This is a genomic window from Schinkia azotoformans LMG 9581 (assembly GCF_000307855.1).
In the GTDB taxonomy this organism is placed as follows: Bacteria; Bacillota; Bacilli; order Bacillales; family Bacillaceae_J; genus Schinkia; species Schinkia azotoformans.
The window spans coordinates 79,130-100,026 of the sequence record NZ_AJLR01000048.1 but is presented as its reverse complement, the minus strand read 5'-3'; the positions used below and the strand labels follow the sequence as shown (position 1 = coordinate 100,026).

Genomic DNA, 20,897 nt, shown 5'->3' with positions numbered 1-20,897 from the left:
TAAAGGAGTTGATTAATATGGGGAGATGTACTGTTATCGGTGCTGGAAGCTGGGGGACAGCATTGGCAATTGTTCTTGCTGATAACGGGCACGAAGTAAGGCTTTGGGGGCATCGGGAGGATCAGATCAATGAAATAAATTCTAGGCATACGAACGAAAAATATCTGCCTGATGTAGAACTACCAACTTCCATTGCCGGCTATTTTGATTTAGAAGCAGCAATCAAAGATATTGATACAGTTATATTAGCTGTTCCAACAAAAGCAATTCGCGAGGTATTAAGAAGCTTAGTTTCATTCCTAACAGGTAAGGTTTTAATTTGCCATGTTAGCAAAGGAATTGAACCTGATACATTAAAGCGTATTTCAGAAATGATCTTGGAAGAAGTCCCTGGTCATTTAGTAGAGGATGTAGTCGTTTTATCCGGACCTTCCCATGCGGAGGAAGTAAGCAGAAGACAGCCCACAACAGTAACCGCATCCTCAACTAATATCGAGGCAGCGGAAAAAATTCAAGATTTATTTATTAATCAACATTTTAGAGTTTACACAAACCCTGATATTATTGGCGTTGAAATTGGTGGGGCTTTAAAGAATATTATTGCCCTTGGTGCAGGAATTTCCGATGGATTAGGGTTCGGTGATAATGCTAAAGCAGCGTTAATTACGCGAGGTCTAGCAGAGATTTCCCGCCTCGGAATGAAAATGGGAGCAAACCCATTGACATTTGCTGGTTTAGCAGGAATTGGTGATCTTATAGTTACATGTACAAGCGTTCATAGTCGTAATTGGCGCGCTGGAAATTTGCTTGGAAAAGGACATAATCTTGATGAGGTTTTAAATAATATGGGAATGGTCGTTGAGGGCGTTAGGACGACAAAGGCTGCCTATCAACTCGCAAAGAAGGAAAATATTGAGATGCCGATCACAAATGCGATTTACGATATTCTTTTTAATAACTGTCCGCCTAAGGATGCGGTCGAAGGATTAATGGGGAGAGGTAAAACCCACGAAATGGAGGACTTTTACCTAACTTATAAAAAAGATTAGGGCAAACACCCATTTTGTACTCCTTGCATAGAGTATATTGAGTGCTATCGACAAGGAGGATTCTATAGTGGACGAATTCATTCATAAAGAGTTATTCGAAAAAATAGAAAATAAAACGAAAATAAAATCAGAAGATATTTTAGCTGTTGCAGATTCTGTAAAGGATGCAAATTTCAAAGATGAGGAAACCATTCGGTATCTTGTAAGACAGCTGTCATCTCTTGCGAATGTACCTGTGTCCGAGGGTATTGAAGATTCGATTGTAGATTCAATTATTAATCATAATGGAATATTAGACTTTCGCCATCTTGGTGAAATAACGGATAAAAAATAAAATAAAGCAGGATAGGCACTTTTAGGAGGCGTCCTGTCAATATTTTGCATAGTATAAAGTGTATCACATTTGTTGAGCTGTGATTTAAAGGAATATTTTAGTCATAAATTGCTAAAGCATTACCCCGTGCTTTAGCTTTTTTTAATTTTTGTCTAGTTCCAGCACCCAGCGCTTTCACTTTTCTACTAGGACCTGTGGGACAAGGTATGATATAATATCTCCGATTTGAAAAGGAGCGATTGACAATGACCCCAGGGATGTTAAAAATGTACATATCATTTTTCGGAATTGGTTTTATGTTTTTATCTGTTGTATTAATTTATTTAAGTCGATACAAGTTAAAAGGGATTTTTAAGATGATTACGGCAGTCATTGCTTATATATTAATGATCTTAGCTGGCCTCATCATCTTTTTTGTTGTATTTAGCGGCCCGGTTGCCGATTAAGGAGGACTTTCGTTGTTTAAGAAATTTTTATTGTTTTCAAGTTTATTCGTGATGATATCGTTCCTTTCCGGTTGTCTCTATCCGGAAGATAGATTGGCCCAGAATCGAGTACCGTATAAAGACCAAATCGCAATGGTCCAAAGTGCGGTTGATCAGTTTCAAGAAGCAGAGGGTGGTATCCTTCCCCTTAAAACAAAAGAAAATGAAACACCTATTTTTCAAAAATATTTAATTGATTTTAAAAAACTGAGCCCCCGCTTTATCGCTGAACCTCCCGGCAGTGCCTTTGAAAGCGGCGGAATTTTCCAATATGTATTAGTTGATGTCGAAACAGATCCAACTGTTAAATTAATAGATTTAACGATGGTGGATGCCATTCGTGATCTGAAACTCCGTATTAAATTTTTTGCTGAAAGGAATGGGTATCCTCCTTACAAAGAACCATTAGATCAGGAAAAAGGTTATTTTTCACTAGATTATGACAAATTAGGTTACAATAATACATCGCCATTTGTCGTAAGTCCTTATAGCGGAAAAAATTTATCTTTATTCATAGATACGAAAGGGGAAATATTGGTTGATTACAGCCCGGATTTGTATGATGCCTTAAAAAAATTCAAACATAATTATAAAACCGGCGATGATATCCGCTATTTATTGGTCGAAAATTATGATTTTGTTCCTGCTTTTTCCGTGCCCTACACAGTTAAAGATAATGACCCAATTTTTTTAAAAGAATAACAGAAAATTAGTCATGAACCCTGCTCTTATTTAATACTTTTTTATAGAGCAGGGTTTTTTTTGATGATCCAGTTCTTCTTTCTTTAATAAAAATAAAAATTCATAAAAATTTATTTTTGGTCATAATTAATTGGGACAACATCATACATTAATACTGTCTAACATAGTATGGTACCCAGAACCAAAGAGCGGGAGGGGTTCAAATGGAAAAAGTAGATATTTTTAAGGATATTGCAGAACGCACAGGCGGCGATATTTACCTAGGAGTCGTAGGTGCAGTTAGAACTGGGAAGTCTACCTTTATTAAGAAATTCATGGAATTAGTAGTTTTACCAAGTATCAAAAATGAAGCAGATAAGGTTCGTGCACAGGATGAACTGCCGCAAAGTGCTGCAGGCCGTACAATAATGACAACTGAACCAAAATTCGTCCCGAATCAAGCTGTGGCAGTGGCAGTTGATGAAGGATTAGAAGTTAATATTAGATTAGTTGATTGCGTGGGTTACACTGTACCTGGTGCAAAGGGTTATGAGGATGAGAACGGCCCAAGGATGATTAATACACCTTGGTATGAAGAACCAATTCCATTCCATGAAGCAGCTGAAATTGGAACAAGAAAGGTCATTCAGGAACACTCAACACTTGGTGTTGTAATCACTACAGATGGATCAATTGGTGAAATTCCGCGCTCAGATTATATTAACTCGGAAGAACGCGTTATTGAAGAACTTAAAGAGGTTGGTAAACCGTTTATTATGATTATTAATACGGTTCACCCGCATCATCCGGAAACAGAGCGTTTACGGCTGGAATTAAATGAAAAGTATGATATTCCAGTGTTGGCGATGAGTGTTGAGAGCATGCGAGAACAGGATGTAATCAATGTTCTGCGTGAAACATTATATGAATTCCCAGTCTTGGAAGTGAACGTTAATTTGCCTAGCTGGGTGATGGTTTTGAAAGAGGATCATTGGCTGCGCCAAAGCTATCAAGAGGCTGTAAAAGAAACGGTGAAGGATATTAAGCGGTTAAGAGACGTTGATCGTGTTGTCGGTCATTTCGGGGAATATGATTTTATCGACCAGGCAAGTTTGGCGGGAATTGAAATGGGCCAAGGGATTGCGGAAATTGATTTATATGCTCCGGATGATCTGTATGATCAAATCTTAAAAGAGGTTGTAGGTGTTGAAATCAGAGGTAAAGACCATCTTTTACAGCTTATGCAGGAATTTGCGCATGCTAAATCTGAATATGATCAGGTTGCTGATGCATTAAAGATGGTTAAGCAAACGGGGTACGGTATCGCAGCTCCTTCCTTGCAAGATATGAGCCTGGATGAACCTGAAATCATACGTCAAGGTTCTCGATTTGGTGTCCGTTTAAAGGCAGTTGCTCCATCCATTCATATGGTGAAGGTAGATGTTGAGTCCGAGTTTGCTCCAATCATCGGTACGGAAAAGCAAAGTGAGGAACTTGTTCGATACTTAATGCAAGATTTTGAAGATGATCCGCTTTCTATTTGGAATTCTGATATTTTTGGTCGCTCATTAAGTTCAATCGTTAGAGAAGGGATCCAGGCAAAATTATCATTAATGCCAGAAAATGCACGCTATAAGCTTAAAGAAACATTGGAAAGAATTATCAATGAGGGTTCCGGTGGGCTAATAGCAATAATACTATAAAAAAAAGCCAATTTACTTGGCTTTTTTTTATTGCCAATAAATAATCATTATGATATTATTTTCCCACTATAAGTATTGTGAATTTCGTAAATTTACCATAATTATATGAAAAACTACTGAAAAATATTGAATTATCTTCAATTGTCGGTTAATATTAGCATGTTAATAAATAGTTGTTAATATGTATAGAATCTGGCAATACTGTAAACATTGGTAATAACAGCTATTTATTTCTATCAAAAACTATTTATAATAGTAGTCATGATAGTTTTCTTTTCTTTATTGAAATGGAATTTACAACTCAGGTAATCTATTTTTAAGAAAGTATTACCTAAACCTTTAATTTGGGAGGAGGTGAATAGCATGAACAAAACAGATTTAATTAATGCAGTAGCTGAAGGTACTGAATTATCAAAGAAAGATGCTACTAAAGCTGTTGATGCTGTTTTCGACGCTATTATGGGCGCACTACAACAAGGTGACAAGGTTCAATTAATCGGATTTGGTAACTTTGAAGTACGTGAGCGTGCAGCACGTAAAGGACGCAATCCACAAACAGGCGATGAAATTGAAATCCCAGCAAGTAAAGTACCTGCTTTCAAACCAGGTAAAGCCCTTAAAGACGCTGTTAAGTAATTATACATAGGAAAGCGTAAGCCGATTGGTCAGCCCCGACAAGCAAATGTTCTTCCGACGAAGAAGTCGTAGACTTCCCGAGGAGGAAGGTTATTTGACCTCGAGGGGCTATCGGCTGAAGCTGGACATATGGGCTTTTGGAGGGTCGCACAATTGTTGTGCGACCCTTCTTTTTCGCTGAAATTTTTATCTACGAATTACAATTAAAGTTCGGGATAAACTATCTTCATGAACCCCTATGAGGTGTTTTGTCATTAGGAGGAAAAATTGTGAACATAAACCATGAACAGATCGAACATGCGGTTCGTTTAATACTAGAGGCTGTTGGAGAAGACCCGAATAGGGAAGGGCTTTTAGATACGCCGAAAAGAGTTGCTAAAATGTATGCGGAAGTATTCGCCGGACTTAGAAAAGACCCGAAGGAGTACTTTGATACAATTTTCAGTGAGAATCATGAAGAATTAGTGCTTGTAAAGGATATTCCATTTTATTCGATGTGCGAGCACCATCTAGTTCCTTTCTTTGGTAAAGCTCATGTTGCCTACATACCTAAAGGCGGGAAAGTGGTAGGTTTAAGTAAATTAGCTCGTTCGGTCGAAGCGGTAGCTGGCAGGCCACAACTGCAAGAACGGATTACTACTACTGTCGCGGAGACAATAGTCGATAAGCTTACGCCATACGGTGTAATGGTGGTTGTTGAAGCTGAACATATGTGTATGACAATGCGAGGGGTTAAAAAACCAGGCTCGAAAACTGTTACATCTGCTGTAAGAGGGATTTTTGAAAAGGATGCAGCAGCAAGGGCAGAGGTTTTATCTTTAATAAAAGAATAACGGCTGTTTCTAATTTTGGATTGACAATACAAGGTAGTGAATGAGATATTATTATGAGATATGGATTGGAGTTTAGGAGGATTTGCAGGTGAAAAGTCAATCTTCTACAAATAATGATTTTATAGTAATCAAAGCAAAAAGTGATGGAGTCACAGTAATTGGTCTTACACGTGGAACGGACACAAAATTCCACCATACAGAGAAATTGGATAAAGGTGAGGTTATGATTGCTCAGTTTACAGAGCATACATCTGCGATCAAAATTCGCGGAAAAGCCGTTATTCAAACAGCGCATGGTGAAATGGATACTGAGGTTTAACAGAGAGAAGGCTAACCTCTCATTTTAGAAAGACAAGGGTGATGAGCGTGAAAGGCATCTATGATGAAATTAAACAGATTAAAGCGGACATAGACGAGCGGGCCAAACATCCTTACCTAATGAAGTTTATTGATGTCCCTGTTATAGATGAACAGAAATTATTATTATTGTACAGTATTTTAAGTGAATCAAAAATTTCATCCGACAAAATAAAGCAATCTATTATTGCCACGATGCTCATTCAAATCGCATTGGATACACATGAACTTGTAGGAATCAATCAAATTGAAGAAGATCATCCATATATGAAAAAACGACAATTAACGGTGTTGGGCGGAGATTATTATAGCGGTCTTTATTATTATTTATTAGCACAGATTGATAATATACCAATGCTAGAAGTATTATCAATTGCTATTAAAGAGATTAATGAATACAAAGTTGCTATCTATCAGAGGGACCAAAATAATATCGGAGATTTTATAGAAAGTGTTGCTATGATTGAATCTCTTCTAGTACAAAAGATTGCACAATACGTTGGAAAAAGTGACATGCTAGATCTGTCAAAACAATTATTGCTACTAAACAAGTTGAATAACGAAAAAAGAAGCTACTTATCAAGTGGGTATTCAGCTTTTTTTGATGGAATCTATACGATTCAAGAAAAAACTCGTGGATTGTCAAAAAATATTGATCGAAAACAAGCACTCATTTTAGTTGATAATCAAATCATAACATCAATTCACTATATAGAAGCGTTCCTGCAAAAGCATTCCGGAACTTATCGGTTTCTTTGTGAAAAAATAAGAGGTTTTATTAACAATATCGATATTGCGATGGAAAAAGCTGTGAAAGAAGGGTGAAGAGTGGGGTATTCAAAAGAAGAACGTGTCCACAACGTATTTGAAAAAATCTCAGACAAGTATGATGTTATGAACTCTATTATTAGTTTTCAACGTCATAAAGCTTGGCGTAAAGACACAATGAAAAGGATGAACGTTCAGCCCGGTTCAGCAGCCCTTGATGTTTGTTGCGGAACAGCTGATTGGACGGTTGCGTTATCTCATGCTGTTGGCTCAAAAGGCAAAGTAGTCGGACTTGATTTTAGTAGAAATATGCTGAAAATCGGCGAACAAAAGGTTGCCAATCTACAGCTTAAAAATATAGAGCTTGTCCATGGGAATGCCATGGAATTACCATTTGCGGATAACACATTTGATTATGTTACGATCGGATTTGGATTACGAAATGTACCGGACTATTTGCAAGTATTGCGCGAAATGTGTCGAGTTGTGAAGCCTGGAGGAAAGGTTGTCTGCCTTGAAACCTCGCAACCAACGATGTTTGGATTCAGGCAAATTTATTACTTGTATTTCCAATATATAATGCCTTTCTTAGGTAAACTATTTGCTAAAAGCTATAAGGAATATTCTTGGTTACAAGAGTCTGCGAAAGATTTTCCGGGCCGAAAAGAATTGGTGCAAATGTTTGAACAAGCAGGGCTCGAAAATATCAAAGTGAAGGCCTATACTGGCGGCGTAGCTGCAATGCATCTAGGCTATAAACCCATTTCTAAATAAGCTGTTAATTAAGGTGAAATAAATGAAACTTAAAAGGCTCTACACATTTATCAACTCTGATTTAGATATAATTGAAAAAGCATTGGAAGAGACAATTCAGGCTGAGCATCCAGTGCTGAAAGAAGCCTCTATGCATTTATTACAGGCTGGTGGGAAACGAATTCGACCAGTCTTTGTTTTATTGTCTGGAAAATTTGGGAATTATAATATAGACGAAATAAAAAATGTAGCTGTAGCCCTGGAATTAATACATACTGCTTCCTTAGTACATGATGATGTCATTGACAATGCTGAACTGCGTAGGGGAGGACTCACGGTTAAGGCGAAATGGGATAATCGAATTGCTATGTATACAGGCGATTATATCTTTGCAAGAGCCGTTGAATTAATGACTAATATAAACAAGATAGAGGCTCATCAGGTCTTATCGAAAACAATGGTAGAGCTTGTCATTGGTGAAATTGAACAAATTAAAGATAAGTATGACTGGGACCAAAATCTTCGTACATATTTTAGAAGAATTAAGCGGAAAACTGCTATTCTCATAGCCGTCAGTTGTGGGCTTGGTGCAATCGTATCCGAAGCACCTATTCAGGTTCAGAGGCAATTGTATCGATTTGGATATAATGTCGGAATGGCCTTTCAAATAACAGATGACATTTTGGATTTCACGGGGACTGAAAAAGAATTAGGGAAACCTGCTGGAAGTGATTTGCAGCAAGGAAACATAACCTTACCAGCCCTTTATGCTTTACGAAATGAAAATTTGAGAAAAGAAATAGTGACTACTTTTGATCCGAATAACGAGGAAAAAATGCGTTATATTATCTCATTGGTGAAAACATCAGGTGGAATTGAGTATTCTAAGGAAATCAGCGAACGCTACTTGAAAAAAGCGCATGGGATCATTAAAGAGTTGCCGAACTGCAAAGAAAAAACGGCTCTTCTAAATATTGCGAAATATATTGGAAAACGGAAATTCTAACTTTATACAGCATCCTGCTGAATAAAGTTAAAGCCTCCGGCGGATGCCTCAGATTTTCAATGGTAGTTTTTCGAGCAAACTCGAAAAAATCTGGGCACAAATACGCCAAGGCGTATTTGATTATGATTGCCATTGATTACATATTTTGATAAAATTTGAAATGATTTTAACTTTAAAAGTGATACTATACATAATGACTGGAGAGATGAAACATGGAAAGATCTTTTATCATGGTTAAGCCTGACGGCGTACAACGAAATTTAGTAGGGGAGATCGTATCTCGCTTTGAAAACAAAGGCTTCAAATTAGTTGGTGCAAAGTTAATGACTGTATCAAAGGAATTAGCTGAAGAGCATTACGGCGAGCATAAAGAACGCCCATTTTTCGGTGAACTAGTTGACTTCATTACATCAAGCCCTGTATTTGCAATGGTTTGGGAAGGCGAAAATGTAATCGCAACTGCACGTCAAATGATGGGTAAAACCAATCCTGCTGACGCTCTTCCTGGAACTATCCGTGGCGATTTCGGTGTAACAATGGGTAAAAACGTTATTCACGGATCAGATTCACCAGAAAGCGCTGGGCGTGAAATCAGCCTATGGTTTAAAGAAGATGAAGTTAGTGAATACAATAAGCAAGTTGACGAGTGGGTATACTAATTGTAAATCTACGAAAACAACCAGCCATATCTGGCTGGTTGTTTTTTTCTAATAGAAATACATGGGACCATTTGTTATACTTTAAGAAGTTTAAACTTTATAGGATTAAAGTATAAGAAAAGACATCGTAATTTGCCATTATGGGCAAACTACGTGTTTTTCTAATGATAAAAATCAAGGGAGTCTAGTAGAAGAGGAGAAAGATAATGATGAATGACTACCAGGATTTTATAACAAAAGTACATAGAAAAACCGGTATCGATTTGTCTTGCTACAAAGAAGCGCAAATGAAGCGGAGATTAACCTCTCTTTATGAAAAAAAAGGATTCAAGAGCTTTCAGGAATTTTTTAATGTCATGTCTACGGATAAAGATCTATTAGATGAATTTTTAGACCGAATGACAATTAACGTCTCTGAATTTTATCGGAATGCAAAACGATGGGAGGTTTTGCAAAAAAAAATAATTCCTAAATTGCTAGAGAAGAACAAACAGTTAAAAGTATGGAGTGCGGCTTGTTCTACAGGGGAGGAGCCGTACACGATCGCTATGATTTTGTCTCACTTTATGCCACTTTCTCAAATTCAGATTCTAGCAACTGATTTAGATGAAACAGTCATTGCACGTGCTGAAAATGGTATTTACCCGGATCGCTCTTTAGTTGAGGTACCAGACGATATCAAAAGGAAGTTCTTTACGAAAGATGGTATTTTCTATAAAGTGAATGATGATATTAAAAGGACAGTTACTTTCAAAAAACATAATTTATTAGCAGATCCATTCGACAATAATTTTGATTTAATTGTATGTCGGAATGTGTTGATTTACTTTACAGAAGATGCAAAGGAAGTTCTGTATCGGAAGTTTAGTGCAGCTTTAAAAAACGGTGGTATTCTTTTTGTAGGCAGTACTGAACAAATATTTAATCCGCAAAGCTTTGGATTTGAAACAGAAGATACATTTTTTTATCGAAAAGTCTAACTTTATTACGCCAAGGCGCATTTGATAAATAAGAATTCAAAATATACTGACGACAAATAGTCACTATTATGATATATTAATACATAAAAGCTTTAAAGAGGTGAAGAGTGATGAGATATATAACTGCTGGAGAATCACATGGACCACAATTAACAACAATTTTAGAAGGAATACCTGCACAATTATCATTAGTCGCTGAGGATATAAATGAGGAACTTGCCCGTCGTCAAAAAGGACACGGTAGAGGCCGTCGGATGCAAATTGAAAAGGACCAGGTTCAAATTTTAAGCGGGGTCCGTCATGGGAAAACATTAGGTTCTCCTGTAACACTTGTAGTAAAGAATGATGATTGGACACATTGGACGAAAGTAATGGGAATTGAGCCGCTTGAAAGTGAACAAGATGAGGAAGATATCAAGCGCAAAATCACACGCCCACGTCCAGGCCATGCTGATCTTGTAGGGGCTATTAAATATGGACATCGCGATATGAGAAACGTACTTGAACGCTCTTCCGCAAGGGAGACAACTGTACGTGTAGCAGCAGGGGCTGTAGCGAAAAAGCTATTGTCTGAATTGGGAATTACTGTTGCAGGTCATGTATTGGAAATAGGCGGGGTAAAAGCCGAGAATATTTCTTATAATAGCTTAGAAGAACTAAAAGAACGCAGCGAAAACTCACCTGTTCGTTGTCTGGATGAAGCTGCAGCACAAAAAATGATGGCAGCGATTGATCAAGCAAAAGAAGACGGAGATTCCATCGGTGGTGTTGTTGAGGTTATTGTTGATGGACTTCCTGCCGGTATAGGTAGCTATACCCATTACGATCTAAAACTGGATGCCAAAATTGCGGCAGCGATTGTAAGCATCAACGCTTTCAAGGGTGTGGAATTTGGGATTGGTTTTGAAGCCGCAAGAAGACCGGGCAGCCAGGTTCACGATGAAATCATTTGGAACGAAGAAGATGGATATTCAAGAAAAACAAATAATTTAGGTGGTTTTGAAGGCGGTATGACCACAGGTATGCCAATTGTCGTCCGCGGTGTGATGAAGCCAATTCCTACTTTATATAAACCATTACAAAGTGTTGATATTGATACGAAAGAAGTATTTGAGGCGAGCATCGAGCGTTCTGATAGCTGTGCTGTTCCGGCAGCAAGTGTTGTTGCGGAGGCTGTTGTTGCATGGGAAATTGCGCAGGCGATTGTTGACCAGTTTGGAAAGGATCGCATTGATCAAATTAAAGAGAATATCGCTAGCTGGAACGAAAGAGCGAGGAATTATTAAGATGGAGACGTTAACGATATCAACTGCATCGAAGACGTACCCTCTATACATTGGTGACCGTATCCGTTTTGAAATTCAATCGTTTCTTAATAATCTTAATGGTAATTTTTCAAGCATTTTGATTATTACGGATTCAAATGTTGAACCGCTCTTTTTAAATGATATTAAAACTTCATTGACTGACTTTGAAAATATTTATTCTTATGTAGTTCCCGGTGGAGAAGGAGCAAAGTCATTCTCTGTATTTTACGATCTCTTAACCTATGCTCTCGAGAATGAACTTGATCGTAAATCCCTTGTGATTGCTTTAGGCGGAGGGGTGATTGGCGATTTAGCAGGATTTGTTGCGGCGACCTATATGAGAGGAATTCCTTTTATTCAAATGCCAACAACCTTGCTTGCCCATGATAGTTCTGTTGGCGGCAAGGTAGCCATTAACCATCCACTTGGGAAAAATATGATCGGTGCTTTTTATCAGCCTGAAGCCGTTATTTACGATACAGATATGCTACTAACCCTTCCGGAGGAACAGTGGCGTTCAGGTTTTGCAGAAGTTATTAAGCATGCTTTAATTTGGGATGCAGATTTTTACAATTGGCTACATTCTGAAATTCATACATTGGCAGATTTACGTGCTGAAAAACTCCAATATGCCTTGGCAAAAGGGATCTCTGTAAAAGCGCAGGTTGTTGCACAGGATGAAAAGGAAAGCGGTATTCGTGCCTATTTGAATTTTGGCCACACACTTGCACACGCGATTGAAGCAGGCTTGGGCTATGGCAAAATGAGCCATGGTGATGCTGTTGCTATTGGAATGCTATTTGCCATTAGAGTAAGTGAAGAATATTACGGAATAAATTTAAATCTATCTAAATTTAAAGAGTGGTTTAAGCAATACAATTTTCCTCAAATACCAAAGGAATTAGGAGCAGATCTTCTACTTCAATTAATGAAAAAAGATAAAAAAGCACAAAACGGCTCACTGCGAATGGTATTAATGAAAACTATCGGTGAGGTTGAAACCGTAAAGGTAAACGATGAATTTATCTTAAATACTTTAATAAAGGAATTAGAGGAGGTGCAATAGGTTGATTCGTGGGATTAGAGGAGCAATAACAGTAAAAGAAAATAATGCAAATGAAATGGTTGCCAATACAAAAATTCTTCTTGATGAGATGATTGAGAAAAATGAAATCGTTCCAGAAAATGTGGTGCAAGTGCTAATAACTACAACAGAAGATTTGGATGCTGTTTTTCCGGCGAGGGCGATGCGTATGTTAGATGGCTGGACTTACGTTCCTGTCATGTGTATGCGTGAAATTCCGGTTGTGAATTCACTTGAAAAATGTATCCGCATTATGATGACTGTTGAAACGGATATTCCGCAGGATCAAATCGACCATATTTATTTAGAAGGTGCCATTGTACTTAGACCTGATTTATCAATGAATAAATAATTTTTGAAATTTATTGACAAAAAAAGCTGGTTTGTAATAAAATGACATATAAGTTTAGTTTAACTTTTAGAGTTGAGTTTTTAGAGCAGAGTTGAGAATGACAAATTAATTTGTCAAGGGTAGAATGAGTAGAGCAGAGTTGAGACGAGATCTTTTAAATTAAAATTTTAAACCACTACCCTAAGAAAAGTGTGCCTATTTTTTATCAGGCCTCTTCTTAGGGTTGTTTTTTTCTCATCAATTTACTCCTCATTCTCCATTACTAAAAGAATGGAGAGGTGTTTATGAATAATTATAATTTTTCCTCGTTTTGTGAAGATACAAAAGAGTATCTGACTATTCCGATCGTCAAACGATATTTCGTTGATACGATTACTCCCATCCAAATTTTTCGAAATTTAAAAGAAGAAGCGAGCTTTCTCTTAGAAAGTAAGGATGATGCATCACCATGGTCTCGTTATTCATTTATTGGTTTAAATCCATTTTTATATGTTGAGGAATGTGAAGGGTCTTTTTATTTAAAAAATGAAAATAAGGAAACTATTATGTCGGCCCGACATTTTCGCGAAGCGTTCCGTCTTTGTATGGAAATGCTGAAGGTAAAAAACCCGGATGTGTCACTCCCTTTTTGGGGTGGTGCTGTTGGAGTTATGGGTTATGATTCAATTACGGCTTTTGAGAAGGTTCCTGAACATACAACGAATGATTTAAATCTTAAACGGTTTTCATTCATGTTTTGTGAAACGATGATCGCGTTTGACCATGAGCAAAAGGAATTAGATATCATTCAGCTTGTTCGTCTCGAGGGGAATGAATCGAGAAATATACTGGAGTTATTATATAAAGAGGTTCATAAAAAAATAGATTTAATTTTTGACCAAATCTTTAATTCGAAAATAAAGAATGAAGGATTACAAGCGATGGAGCAAATGTCTGAAGTTGATTTTAGTGATGTTGCCTCCAACTATAAAAAGCATGAATTCATAAGAGACGTTAACAAAATAAAAGATTATATAAAGGCTGGGGACATTTTCCAAGCAGTATTATCGCAACGATTTGAAATCCCAATAACCATAAAAGGATTCGATTTATATCGAGTACTCAGGATGGTCAATCCTTCACCATATTTATTTTATTTAAAGCTTGATGACTATGAATTAATCGGGAGCTCTCCAGAGCGGTTAATTCAGATCGAAAATGGTCATCTTGAAATTCATCCGATTGCCGGAACGAGAAGAAGAGGTCGATCGAAGGAAGAGGATCAGACTCTAGCTGAAGAATTATTGGCGGATGAAAAGGAGCGCGCCGAGCATTATATGCTTGTAGATCTGGCGCGAAATGATATCGGCAGGGTTGCTGAATTTGGTTCTGTCCAAACACCGGTGTTGATGGAATTAAGTAAGTTCTCGCATGTCATGCATTTAATCTCGAAAGTTACCGGACAACTAAAAAATGACGTTGATCCGATTGATGCGTTAATATCTGCCTTTCCGGCCGGGACAGTATCTGGTGCACCGAAAATCCGTGCTATGCAAATCTTGCAGGAAATGGAGCCGACAGCACGTAATGTATATGCCGGGACAGTGGCCTATCTTGGATTTGACGGAAATATAGATTCTTGTATTGCGATTCGAACTATTTTAGTAAAAGACAACAAAGCGTATGTTCAAGCTGGTGCTGGAATTGTGGCAGATTCAGTTCCTGAACTTGAATATAAAGAAACGATAAATAAAGCGAGTGCGCTAATCAAGAGTATCAAGCTTGCTGAAAAGATGTTCCAAAGGGAGGAAATTTCATATGTTTAAAGAAATTTTAAATAAATGTGTACTAGGAGAAACATTAACGGAGCAGGAAGCAGAAATGATTATGGATGATATTATGTCCGGGATTGCCTCGCAAAGCCAAATTGCCAGTCTTATATCCATTTTGCGTTTTAGAGGAGAAACAGCTGATGAATTGGTAGGTTTTACAAGAGCGATGCGTTCTCATATGACGCAGCTAGATTACGAGGATGAGGCAGTGATTGATACATGCGGTACTGGCGGTGATGGTGCGTCAACTTTTAATATATCAACAACAGCTTCTATTATTCTCTCGGGACTTGGTGTAAAAGTTGCAAAACATGGAAATCGTGCCTTTACGTCTAAAAGCGGGAGCGCAGATGTGCTTGAGCAGTTAGGAATTAATATTCAAAGTACACCTGAGGAGGCTAAGGACTCGCTTAATAAATATAATATGAGTTTTTTATTTGCGCCTGCGTACCATTCATCCATGAAACACGCCGCTGTACCGCGTAAAGATGTAGGCTTTCGGACCATTTTTAATTTGTTAGGTCCGATTTCAAATCCTGCCAATTGTAAATATCAATTGATCGGTGTGTACGATACTAGACTGGCTGAAAAAATGGCGGAAACTTTAAAGCGCCTTGGCTCTAAAAAAGTTTTGCTTGTGACAGGCAGGGATGGATTGGATGAATGTTCAATTACAACTGAAACAGATGTTGTGGAATTAAATAATGGTACCATTACAAGAAAGACAATTTCTCCTGAAGAATTTGGACTGGAACGGGGAACGCTAGATGAAATTCGTGTTTCCTCAGTTGAAGAAAGCGCCGCTGTCCTTGAAAATGTTCTAGCAGGAAGCGGCAACCGCTCTCAAACGAACATTGTTTTATTAAATGCGGGGGCAGGCCTTTATGCTGCTGAAAAATGCACGTCAATTAAAGAAGGAATAGAAATGGCTAAGGCGGCAATAGAAGAAGGTGTCGCAATAGCCCAACTAAACAAGCTACGAACTAAGAATTTTGTAATAAAGGAGAAACAGCAGTATGCTTAATAAAATTATCGAAACAAAAAAGGAAGAGGTAGCACAGTTAGTGTTGCCTCCTAAAGAATCTGTAAAGCCAGTATCTTTTTTTAATGCATTACAAAATACAAAAAATGAAGTGGCCTTAATAGCCGAAGTAAAAAAAGCGTCACCTTCAAAAGGAATTATAAAAGGAAACTTTGATCCAATTCAGATCGCAAAAGAATACGAAAGCGGCGGTGCCGATGCGATTTCCGTTTTAACAGACAGCCGCTATTTTCAAGGAAAGCGGGAGTATATCCCGGCCATAAAAAAGGCGGTCTCGTTACCTATCCTTCGTAAAGATTTTATTATCGATGAAAACCAGGTATTAGAAAGTAAACTAATTGGTGCTGATGCCATTTTATTAATAGCGGAGGTATTAGAAGCTAGTAAACTATATGAATTCTATCAATTTGCAACTGAATTAGGGTTGGATTGTTTAGTAGAGATTCATTCCAGCGAAGCATTAGAAGGGATTCTATCCATTTTTACTCCGAAAATTATTGGTGTGAACAATCGTAATCTAAAAACCTTCGAAGTTACTCTCGAACAAACGGAGACTATCACATCGTATATACCGGAAGAAAGCTTGTTTATAAGTGAGAGCGGTATTTTTACCCATGATGATATTCTAAGAGTAAAAAAAGCAGGTGCAAAGGCCGTACTAGTCGGAGAGTCACTTATGAGGGCTGAAACACCTGCACAAGGAATTTTAACGTTATTCGGAGCGGGAGCGGCGCAATGAAAGCAACAGTCTTAAAACTATGTGGAAATCATTCTTTACAAGATTTACAACTATCGGTTAATAGTGGTGCACCTTATATCGGCATTGTGTTCGCTGAAAGCAAGCGTAAGGTAGACCCCGCCCTATGCGGAGAGTGGCTTAAACAAATCGAAAAAGGCGAAGAACAAAAATATGTCGGAGTTTTTGTAAATCCAACTTTACAAGAAATTTCACATGTACTCTCCCATGTGCCGCTTGATATTATCCAGTTTCATGGAAACGAGTCGCCTGAAGAAATAATTGAAATTAAACTCTCAACAGGCCTGACCGTTTGGAAAGCGATCCATCATAATCAAAATGGGTTAAAGAAAATGAAAAGCTATAACCGCGTAGCAGATGGCTATGTGATCGATTCCACAGTGAAAGGTGCATGGGGAGGAACTGGCACAAGCTTTGACTGGGAGTCTATACCAGCCTACAATAAAGAAGCGGAAGCTCAGGGGGGGCAGTGTCTCATTGCTGGGGGGATTACTCCTCTTAATATAGACGAAATTTTGGTCTATTCACCAGAAGGGATTGATATTTCAAGCGGCATTGAAACGAATGGTAGTAAAGATGGAAACAAAATCCAGGTGATTATGGAAAGGTTAAAAAAATCCGGTCATAGTCTTTACCAATTCTAATCCTGTGATACAATGAAAAGAAGAATCCTTTTTCGCTTTAATGCGAGAAAATAAACTAATCATACTAAAAGATACAGGAATGGTGGGTCTGAGATGAAAATTAAAGTAAATGAGCAGCTCATTGGGTTAACACCGTATCAGCCTGGTAAGCCAATCGAAGATGTAAAAAGGGAGCTTGGGTTAGATAAAATCACGAAGCTTGCTTCTAATGAAAATCCATTTGGTAGCTCCGAAAAAGCTAAAGAAGCAATCCGAAACAGTTTAGATGAACTGGCACTTTATCCTGATGGATACGCACGAAATATGCGTGAAAAAGTGGCTCAGTTTATTGGTGTTGATGAAAACCAACTAATTTTCGGAAATGGTTCGGACGAATTGATTGCCATCCTTTGTACAGCACTTTTATCACCTGCAAAAAATACGGTAATGGCCAATCCATCGTTTTCCCAATATAGCCATAATGCAACGCTTCAAGGAGCAGAAATTCGTATGGTTGAAAATATTAATGGAGAACATGATTTAGATGGAATGCTAAAAGCAATTGATGAAAATACAGCAATCGTATGGGTATGCAATCCAAATAATCCAACAGGAACATATATTAGCGAAGAAAAAATCGTTAACTTTATTAAAAACGTTCCTGAACATATTCTGATCGTAATGGATGAAGCCTATAATGAATATTCTGTCGCGGAGGATTACCCAAATACATTATCATACTTAAAAGATTATCCAAATATGATTATTCTTCGTACATTTTCGAAAGCATATGGACTTGCCGCTCTTCGTGTTGGTTATGGGGTTGGTGATCCTGAACTAATCACGGCACTTGATCCGGCAAGAGGACCTTTTAACACTTCCCGAATTGCCCATGCAGCTATTGTAGCAGCAGTGGATGACCAAGAGTTCATTCAAACATGTGTAAAAGCAAATCGTGAAGGATTAGAGCAATTTTATCAATTTTGTAAAGAAAACAGATTAGATTATTTCCCTTCTCAAGCGAATTTTATTTTGATTGATTTTAATCGCTCTGGACAAGAAGTATTTGATTATTTATTAAGAAAAGGCTTTATTGTTCGTTCAGGCACTGCTCTAGGTTATCCAACCTCTGTAAGAATTACAGTTGGTAGCAAAGAACAAAATGAGGAAATCATTCAAGCTTTAACTGAAATGCTTGGGGAGTCTCGTTAGGGGGACATTTCCTTGGAAAAAAGAGTTTTTGTAATCGGGCTTGGTCTAATCGGTGGTTCGATTGCGTTAGCGATTAGACGTGCTCAAGAGGATGTAACGATTGTAGGTTTTGAGATCAATGAAGAACGGCTCGGTTTGGCGAAAACGCTAAATGTTATTGACGAAGGTGCTGTATCAATTGAGCAAGGGGCAAAAGACGCTGACCTGATCATCATCTCTGCTCCTGTCGGGCAAGCCGAGGAAATAATGGAGACGCTTGTGAATATTGAGATGAAACCTACTGTAATCATCACTGATGTTGGGAGCACGAAACAACAAATTATGAGTAAGGCAATTCATTTACACAAAAAGGGTGTTACTTTTATTGGTGGTCATCCAATGGCGGGCTCCCACAAAAGTGGTGTAAGTGCTGCAAGACCTCATCTGTTCGAAAATGCGTTTTATATTTTAACACCGGAAAAAAACACTCCGGCTGCCAAAATCGAAGAATTAAAAGATTGGCTCAGTGGGACAAAAGCAAACTTTTTAATTATGTCTCCAAAAGAGCATGATGAACTGACTGGGGCGGTCAGTCATTTTCCGCATATCGTTGCGGCAAGCCTTGTTCATCAGGTTGCTGCTATCGATGAGAAAAATTCGACGATATCAAGTATTGCGGCTGGTGGTTTTAGGGATATCACAAGAATTGCATCGAGCAGCCCTACAATGTGGCGGGATATTCTTCTTCATAATAAAGATACTCTGCTTGCCCTTCTAGAGAAGTGGCGGATAGAGATGGACCGCGTTAAAGATATGATTGATACGATGGATAGTGATGCGATTTACTCCTATTTTAATTCAGCAAAAGAGTTCCGTGATGGATTACCGGTTAAGCAAAAGGGTGCGATTCCGTCTTTTTATGATTTATATGTTGATGTACCGGACCATCCGGGTAGTATTTCCGAGGTTACTAGTATACTTGCTAAAGAGGAAATTAGCATCACCAATATTAGAATCATTGAGGTTCGGGAAGATATAATGGGGGTCTTAAGACTAAGCTTCCGCAATGAGGATGATCGCAAGAGGGCACAAATCTGTCTTGCCAAACATCAATTTGAATCATTTATTGAAATGTAAGGATGTGGTTATTTGTCATCTAAACAATTAGTAACGAACGTATCAAGTCTTAAAGGAACAATTCAAGTACCAGGCGATAAATCAATATCACATCGTGCTGTCATGTTCGGATCGATTGCAAAAGGAAAAACTACGGTTACCGGCTTTTTGCCAGGTGAGGATTGCTTAAGCACCATCAACTGCTTTCGAAAAATGGGTGTGAGGATCACACAAACGGGTGAATATGTTGAAATTGAATCAGATGGTATTAATGGCCTAAAAGAACCTAAGGATATTCTGGATGTTGGTAATTCGGGAACAACAACAAGATTAATGCTTGGTATTTTAGCAACTAGACCGTTTCATTCTGTATTAATTGGCGACGAATCGATCGCGAAACGACCGATGGGCAGGGTAACAAATCCGTTAAGACAAATGGGGGCGGTTATCGATGGACGTGAAAACGGCATGTACACTCCCCTATCTATTAGAGGTGGAGATACAGTTGGAATACAGTATCATTCCCCAGTAGCAAGCGCCCAAGTCAAATCTGCGATATTACTTGCTGGCCTTGGCTCAAAAGGAGTAACAACTGTTACGGAACCAGCATTATCAAGGGATCATACTGAAAGGATGCTTGAAGCATTTGGTGCTGCAGTTATACGTGACGGTTTATCCGTCTCGATTGAAGGCGGCCAAACACTAACTGCAACGGAAATTAAGGTACCTGGAGACATATCCTCTGCTGCGTTTTTCTTAGCAGCTGGGGCGATTGTTCCGAATAGTCGAATCATCCTTAAAAATGTAGGGATGAATCCAACCCGAACAGGTATTGTAACAGTTTTACAAAAAATGGGTGCGGAATTAGAGATCACAAATGAACGAATTGTCAACGGCGAACCAGTTGCTGATTTAACGATTTCAACTTCAAATCTTACAGCAACGGAAATAAGCGGTGATATTATCCCTGCATTAATTGACGAAATCCCTATTATTGCGCTTCTAGCGACACAGGCTGATGGCCAAACGGTGATCCGTAATGCTGAGGAGTTAAAAGTAAAAGAAACGAACCGGATTGACACGGTAGTAACAGAGCTTAAAAAAATGGGTGCGATGATTGAAGCTACAGACGATGGAATGATTATTCATGGAAAATCGCCTTTACATGGGGCAGAAGTTAATAGCTATGGTGACCATCGAATCGGAATGATGTTAGCCATTGCTGCCCTTCTGTCAAAATCTGACACAATCCTTCAGGATGCAGATGCGATTGCAGTATCCTATCCGAATTTCTTTGATCATTTAACTGAACTTGTTAAAGAAGACTAGTTCTAATATGTCCTTTCCTATCATAACTTGTGTTAAGAAAA

23 protein-coding genes are annotated in these 20,897 nt (G+C 38.2%); all 23 read left to right on the top strand.

From position 1 onward, the window contains the following. Nucleotides 1-17: 17 nt before the first annotated feature. The 23 genes from BAZO_RS09210 (at nt 18) to aroA (ending at nt 20,856) form a co-directional block, all read left to right on the top strand. Entirely contained in the window at nt 18-1,049 is a 1,032-nt protein-coding gene (locus BAZO_RS09210; protein WP_003331165.1) for an NAD(P)H-dependent glycerol-3-phosphate dehydrogenase, read from the top strand. Nucleotides 1,050-1,116: 67 nt separating this feature from the next. After that, complete coding sequence (locus tag BAZO_RS09205) at nt 1,117-1,383, top strand: stage VI sporulation protein F (protein ID WP_003331164.1); 267 nt, start codon at nt 1,117-1,119, stop codon at nt 1,381-1,383. Nucleotides 1,384-1,628: 245 nt separating this feature from the next. Continuing rightward, entirely contained in the window at nt 1,629-1,829 is a 201-nt protein-coding gene (locus BAZO_RS09200) for a DUF2768 domain-containing protein (RefSeq protein WP_003331163.1), read from the top strand. 12 nt (nt 1,830-1,841) lie between these two features. After that, nucleotides 1,842-2,570: a hypothetical protein gene (locus BAZO_RS09195; protein WP_003331162.1), complete on the top strand. Its 729-nt coding sequence runs from the start codon at nt 1,842-1,844 to the stop codon at nt 2,568-2,570. Nucleotides 2,571-2,773: 203 nt separating this feature from the next. Further along, on the top strand, nt 2,774-4,252 hold the full coding sequence (spoIVA, locus tag BAZO_RS09190) for a stage IV sporulation protein A (protein ID WP_003331161.1): 1,479 nt from the start codon (nt 2,774-2,776) through the stop codon (nt 4,250-4,252). Between the two features lie 363 nt (nt 4,253-4,615). Then, nucleotides 4,616-4,888, top strand: a complete 273-nt coding sequence (locus tag BAZO_RS09185) for an HU family DNA-binding protein (protein WP_003331160.1) — start codon at nt 4,616-4,618, stop codon at nt 4,886-4,888. Between the two features lie 269 nt (nt 4,889-5,157). Then, nucleotides 5,158-5,721: a GTP cyclohydrolase I FolE gene (folE, locus tag BAZO_RS09180; protein ID WP_003331159.1), complete on the top strand. Its 564-nt coding sequence runs from the start codon at nt 5,158-5,160 to the stop codon at nt 5,719-5,721. A gap of 88 nt (nt 5,722-5,809) precedes the next feature. Continuing rightward, entirely contained in the window at nt 5,810-6,040 is a 231-nt protein-coding gene (mtrB, locus tag BAZO_RS09175) for a trp RNA-binding attenuation protein MtrB (RefSeq protein WP_003331158.1), read from the top strand. 47 nt (nt 6,041-6,087) lie between these two features. Further along, a complete protein-coding gene (locus tag BAZO_RS09170) occupies nt 6,088-6,903 on the top strand; it encodes a heptaprenyl diphosphate synthase component 1 (RefSeq protein ID WP_003331157.1) in 816 nt (271 codons plus the stop codon). A 3-nt stretch (nt 6,904-6,906) separates the two neighbouring features. Then, entirely contained in the window at nt 6,907-7,620 is a 714-nt protein-coding gene (locus BAZO_RS09165) for a demethylmenaquinone methyltransferase (RefSeq protein WP_003331155.1), read from the top strand. A 22-nt stretch (nt 7,621-7,642) separates the two neighbouring features. After that, nucleotides 7,643-8,605, top strand: a complete 963-nt coding sequence (gene hepT / locus BAZO_RS09160) for a heptaprenyl diphosphate synthase component II (protein ID WP_003331154.1) — start codon at nt 7,643-7,645, stop codon at nt 8,603-8,605. Nucleotides 8,606-8,817: 212 nt separating this feature from the next. Next, nucleotides 8,818-9,264, top strand: a complete 447-nt coding sequence (gene ndk / locus BAZO_RS09155; protein ID WP_003331153.1) for a nucleoside-diphosphate kinase — start codon at nt 8,818-8,820, stop codon at nt 9,262-9,264. A gap of 209 nt (nt 9,265-9,473) precedes the next feature. Next, nucleotides 9,474-10,244 carry a CheR family methyltransferase gene (locus tag BAZO_RS09150; protein ID WP_003331152.1) on the top strand — a complete coding sequence of 257 codons (771 nt, stop codon included), beginning with the start codon at nt 9,474-9,476 and terminating at the stop codon, nt 10,242-10,244. Nucleotides 10,245-10,354: 110 nt separating this feature from the next. Then, nucleotides 10,355-11,530 (top strand): chorismate synthase, encoded by a 1,176-nt coding sequence (aroC, locus tag BAZO_RS09145; RefSeq protein WP_003331151.1) that lies wholly within the window; start codon nt 10,355-10,357, stop codon nt 11,528-11,530. Between the two features lies 1 nt (nt 11,531). Continuing rightward, nucleotides 11,532-12,617 carry a 3-dehydroquinate synthase gene (aroB, locus tag BAZO_RS09140; RefSeq protein WP_003331150.1) on the top strand — a complete coding sequence of 362 codons (1,086 nt, stop codon included), beginning with the start codon at nt 11,532-11,534 and terminating at the stop codon, nt 12,615-12,617. A gap of 1 nt (nt 12,618) precedes the next feature. Next, the gene (gene aroH / locus BAZO_RS09135; protein ID WP_003331149.1) at nt 12,619-12,987 is read left to right on the top strand and encodes a chorismate mutase; all 369 of its coding nucleotides are present in this window, start codon (nt 12,619-12,621) and stop codon (nt 12,985-12,987) included. A gap of 284 nt (nt 12,988-13,271) precedes the next feature. After that, complete coding sequence (gene trpE, locus BAZO_RS09130; protein WP_003331148.1) at nt 13,272-14,792, top strand: anthranilate synthase component I; 1,521 nt, start codon at nt 13,272-13,274, stop codon at nt 14,790-14,792. Then, nucleotides 14,785-15,822, top strand: coding sequence for an anthranilate phosphoribosyltransferase (gene trpD / locus BAZO_RS09125; RefSeq protein ID WP_003331147.1), 1,038 nt, complete (start codon nt 14,785-14,787; stop codon nt 15,820-15,822). The genes trpE and trpD overlap by 8 nt, the downstream gene beginning before the upstream one ends. Continuing rightward, the gene (gene trpC / locus BAZO_RS09120) at nt 15,815-16,579 is read left to right on the top strand and encodes an indole-3-glycerol phosphate synthase TrpC (protein WP_003331145.1); all 765 of its coding nucleotides are present in this window, start codon (nt 15,815-15,817) and stop codon (nt 16,577-16,579) included. The genes trpD and trpC overlap by 8 nt, the downstream gene beginning before the upstream one ends. Then, nucleotides 16,576-17,241, top strand: a complete 666-nt coding sequence (locus BAZO_RS09115; protein ID WP_003331144.1) for a phosphoribosylanthranilate isomerase — start codon at nt 16,576-16,578, stop codon at nt 17,239-17,241. Before trpC ends, BAZO_RS09115 begins: the two co-directional genes overlap by 4 nt. Before the next feature lie 99 nt (nt 17,242-17,340). After that, nucleotides 17,341-18,432, top strand: coding sequence for a histidinol-phosphate transaminase (hisC, locus tag BAZO_RS09110; RefSeq protein ID WP_039957291.1), 1,092 nt, complete (start codon nt 17,341-17,343; stop codon nt 18,430-18,432). A 12-nt stretch (nt 18,433-18,444) separates the two neighbouring features. Next, nucleotides 18,445-19,548, top strand: a complete 1,104-nt coding sequence (locus BAZO_RS09105) for a prephenate dehydrogenase (RefSeq protein ID WP_003331142.1) — start codon at nt 18,445-18,447, stop codon at nt 19,546-19,548. Nucleotides 19,549-19,560: 12 nt separating this feature from the next. After that, a complete protein-coding gene (gene aroA, locus BAZO_RS09100) occupies nt 19,561-20,856 on the top strand; it encodes a 3-phosphoshikimate 1-carboxyvinyltransferase (RefSeq protein WP_003331141.1) in 1,296 nt (431 codons plus the stop codon). Nucleotides 20,857-20,897 lie beyond the last annotated feature (41 nt).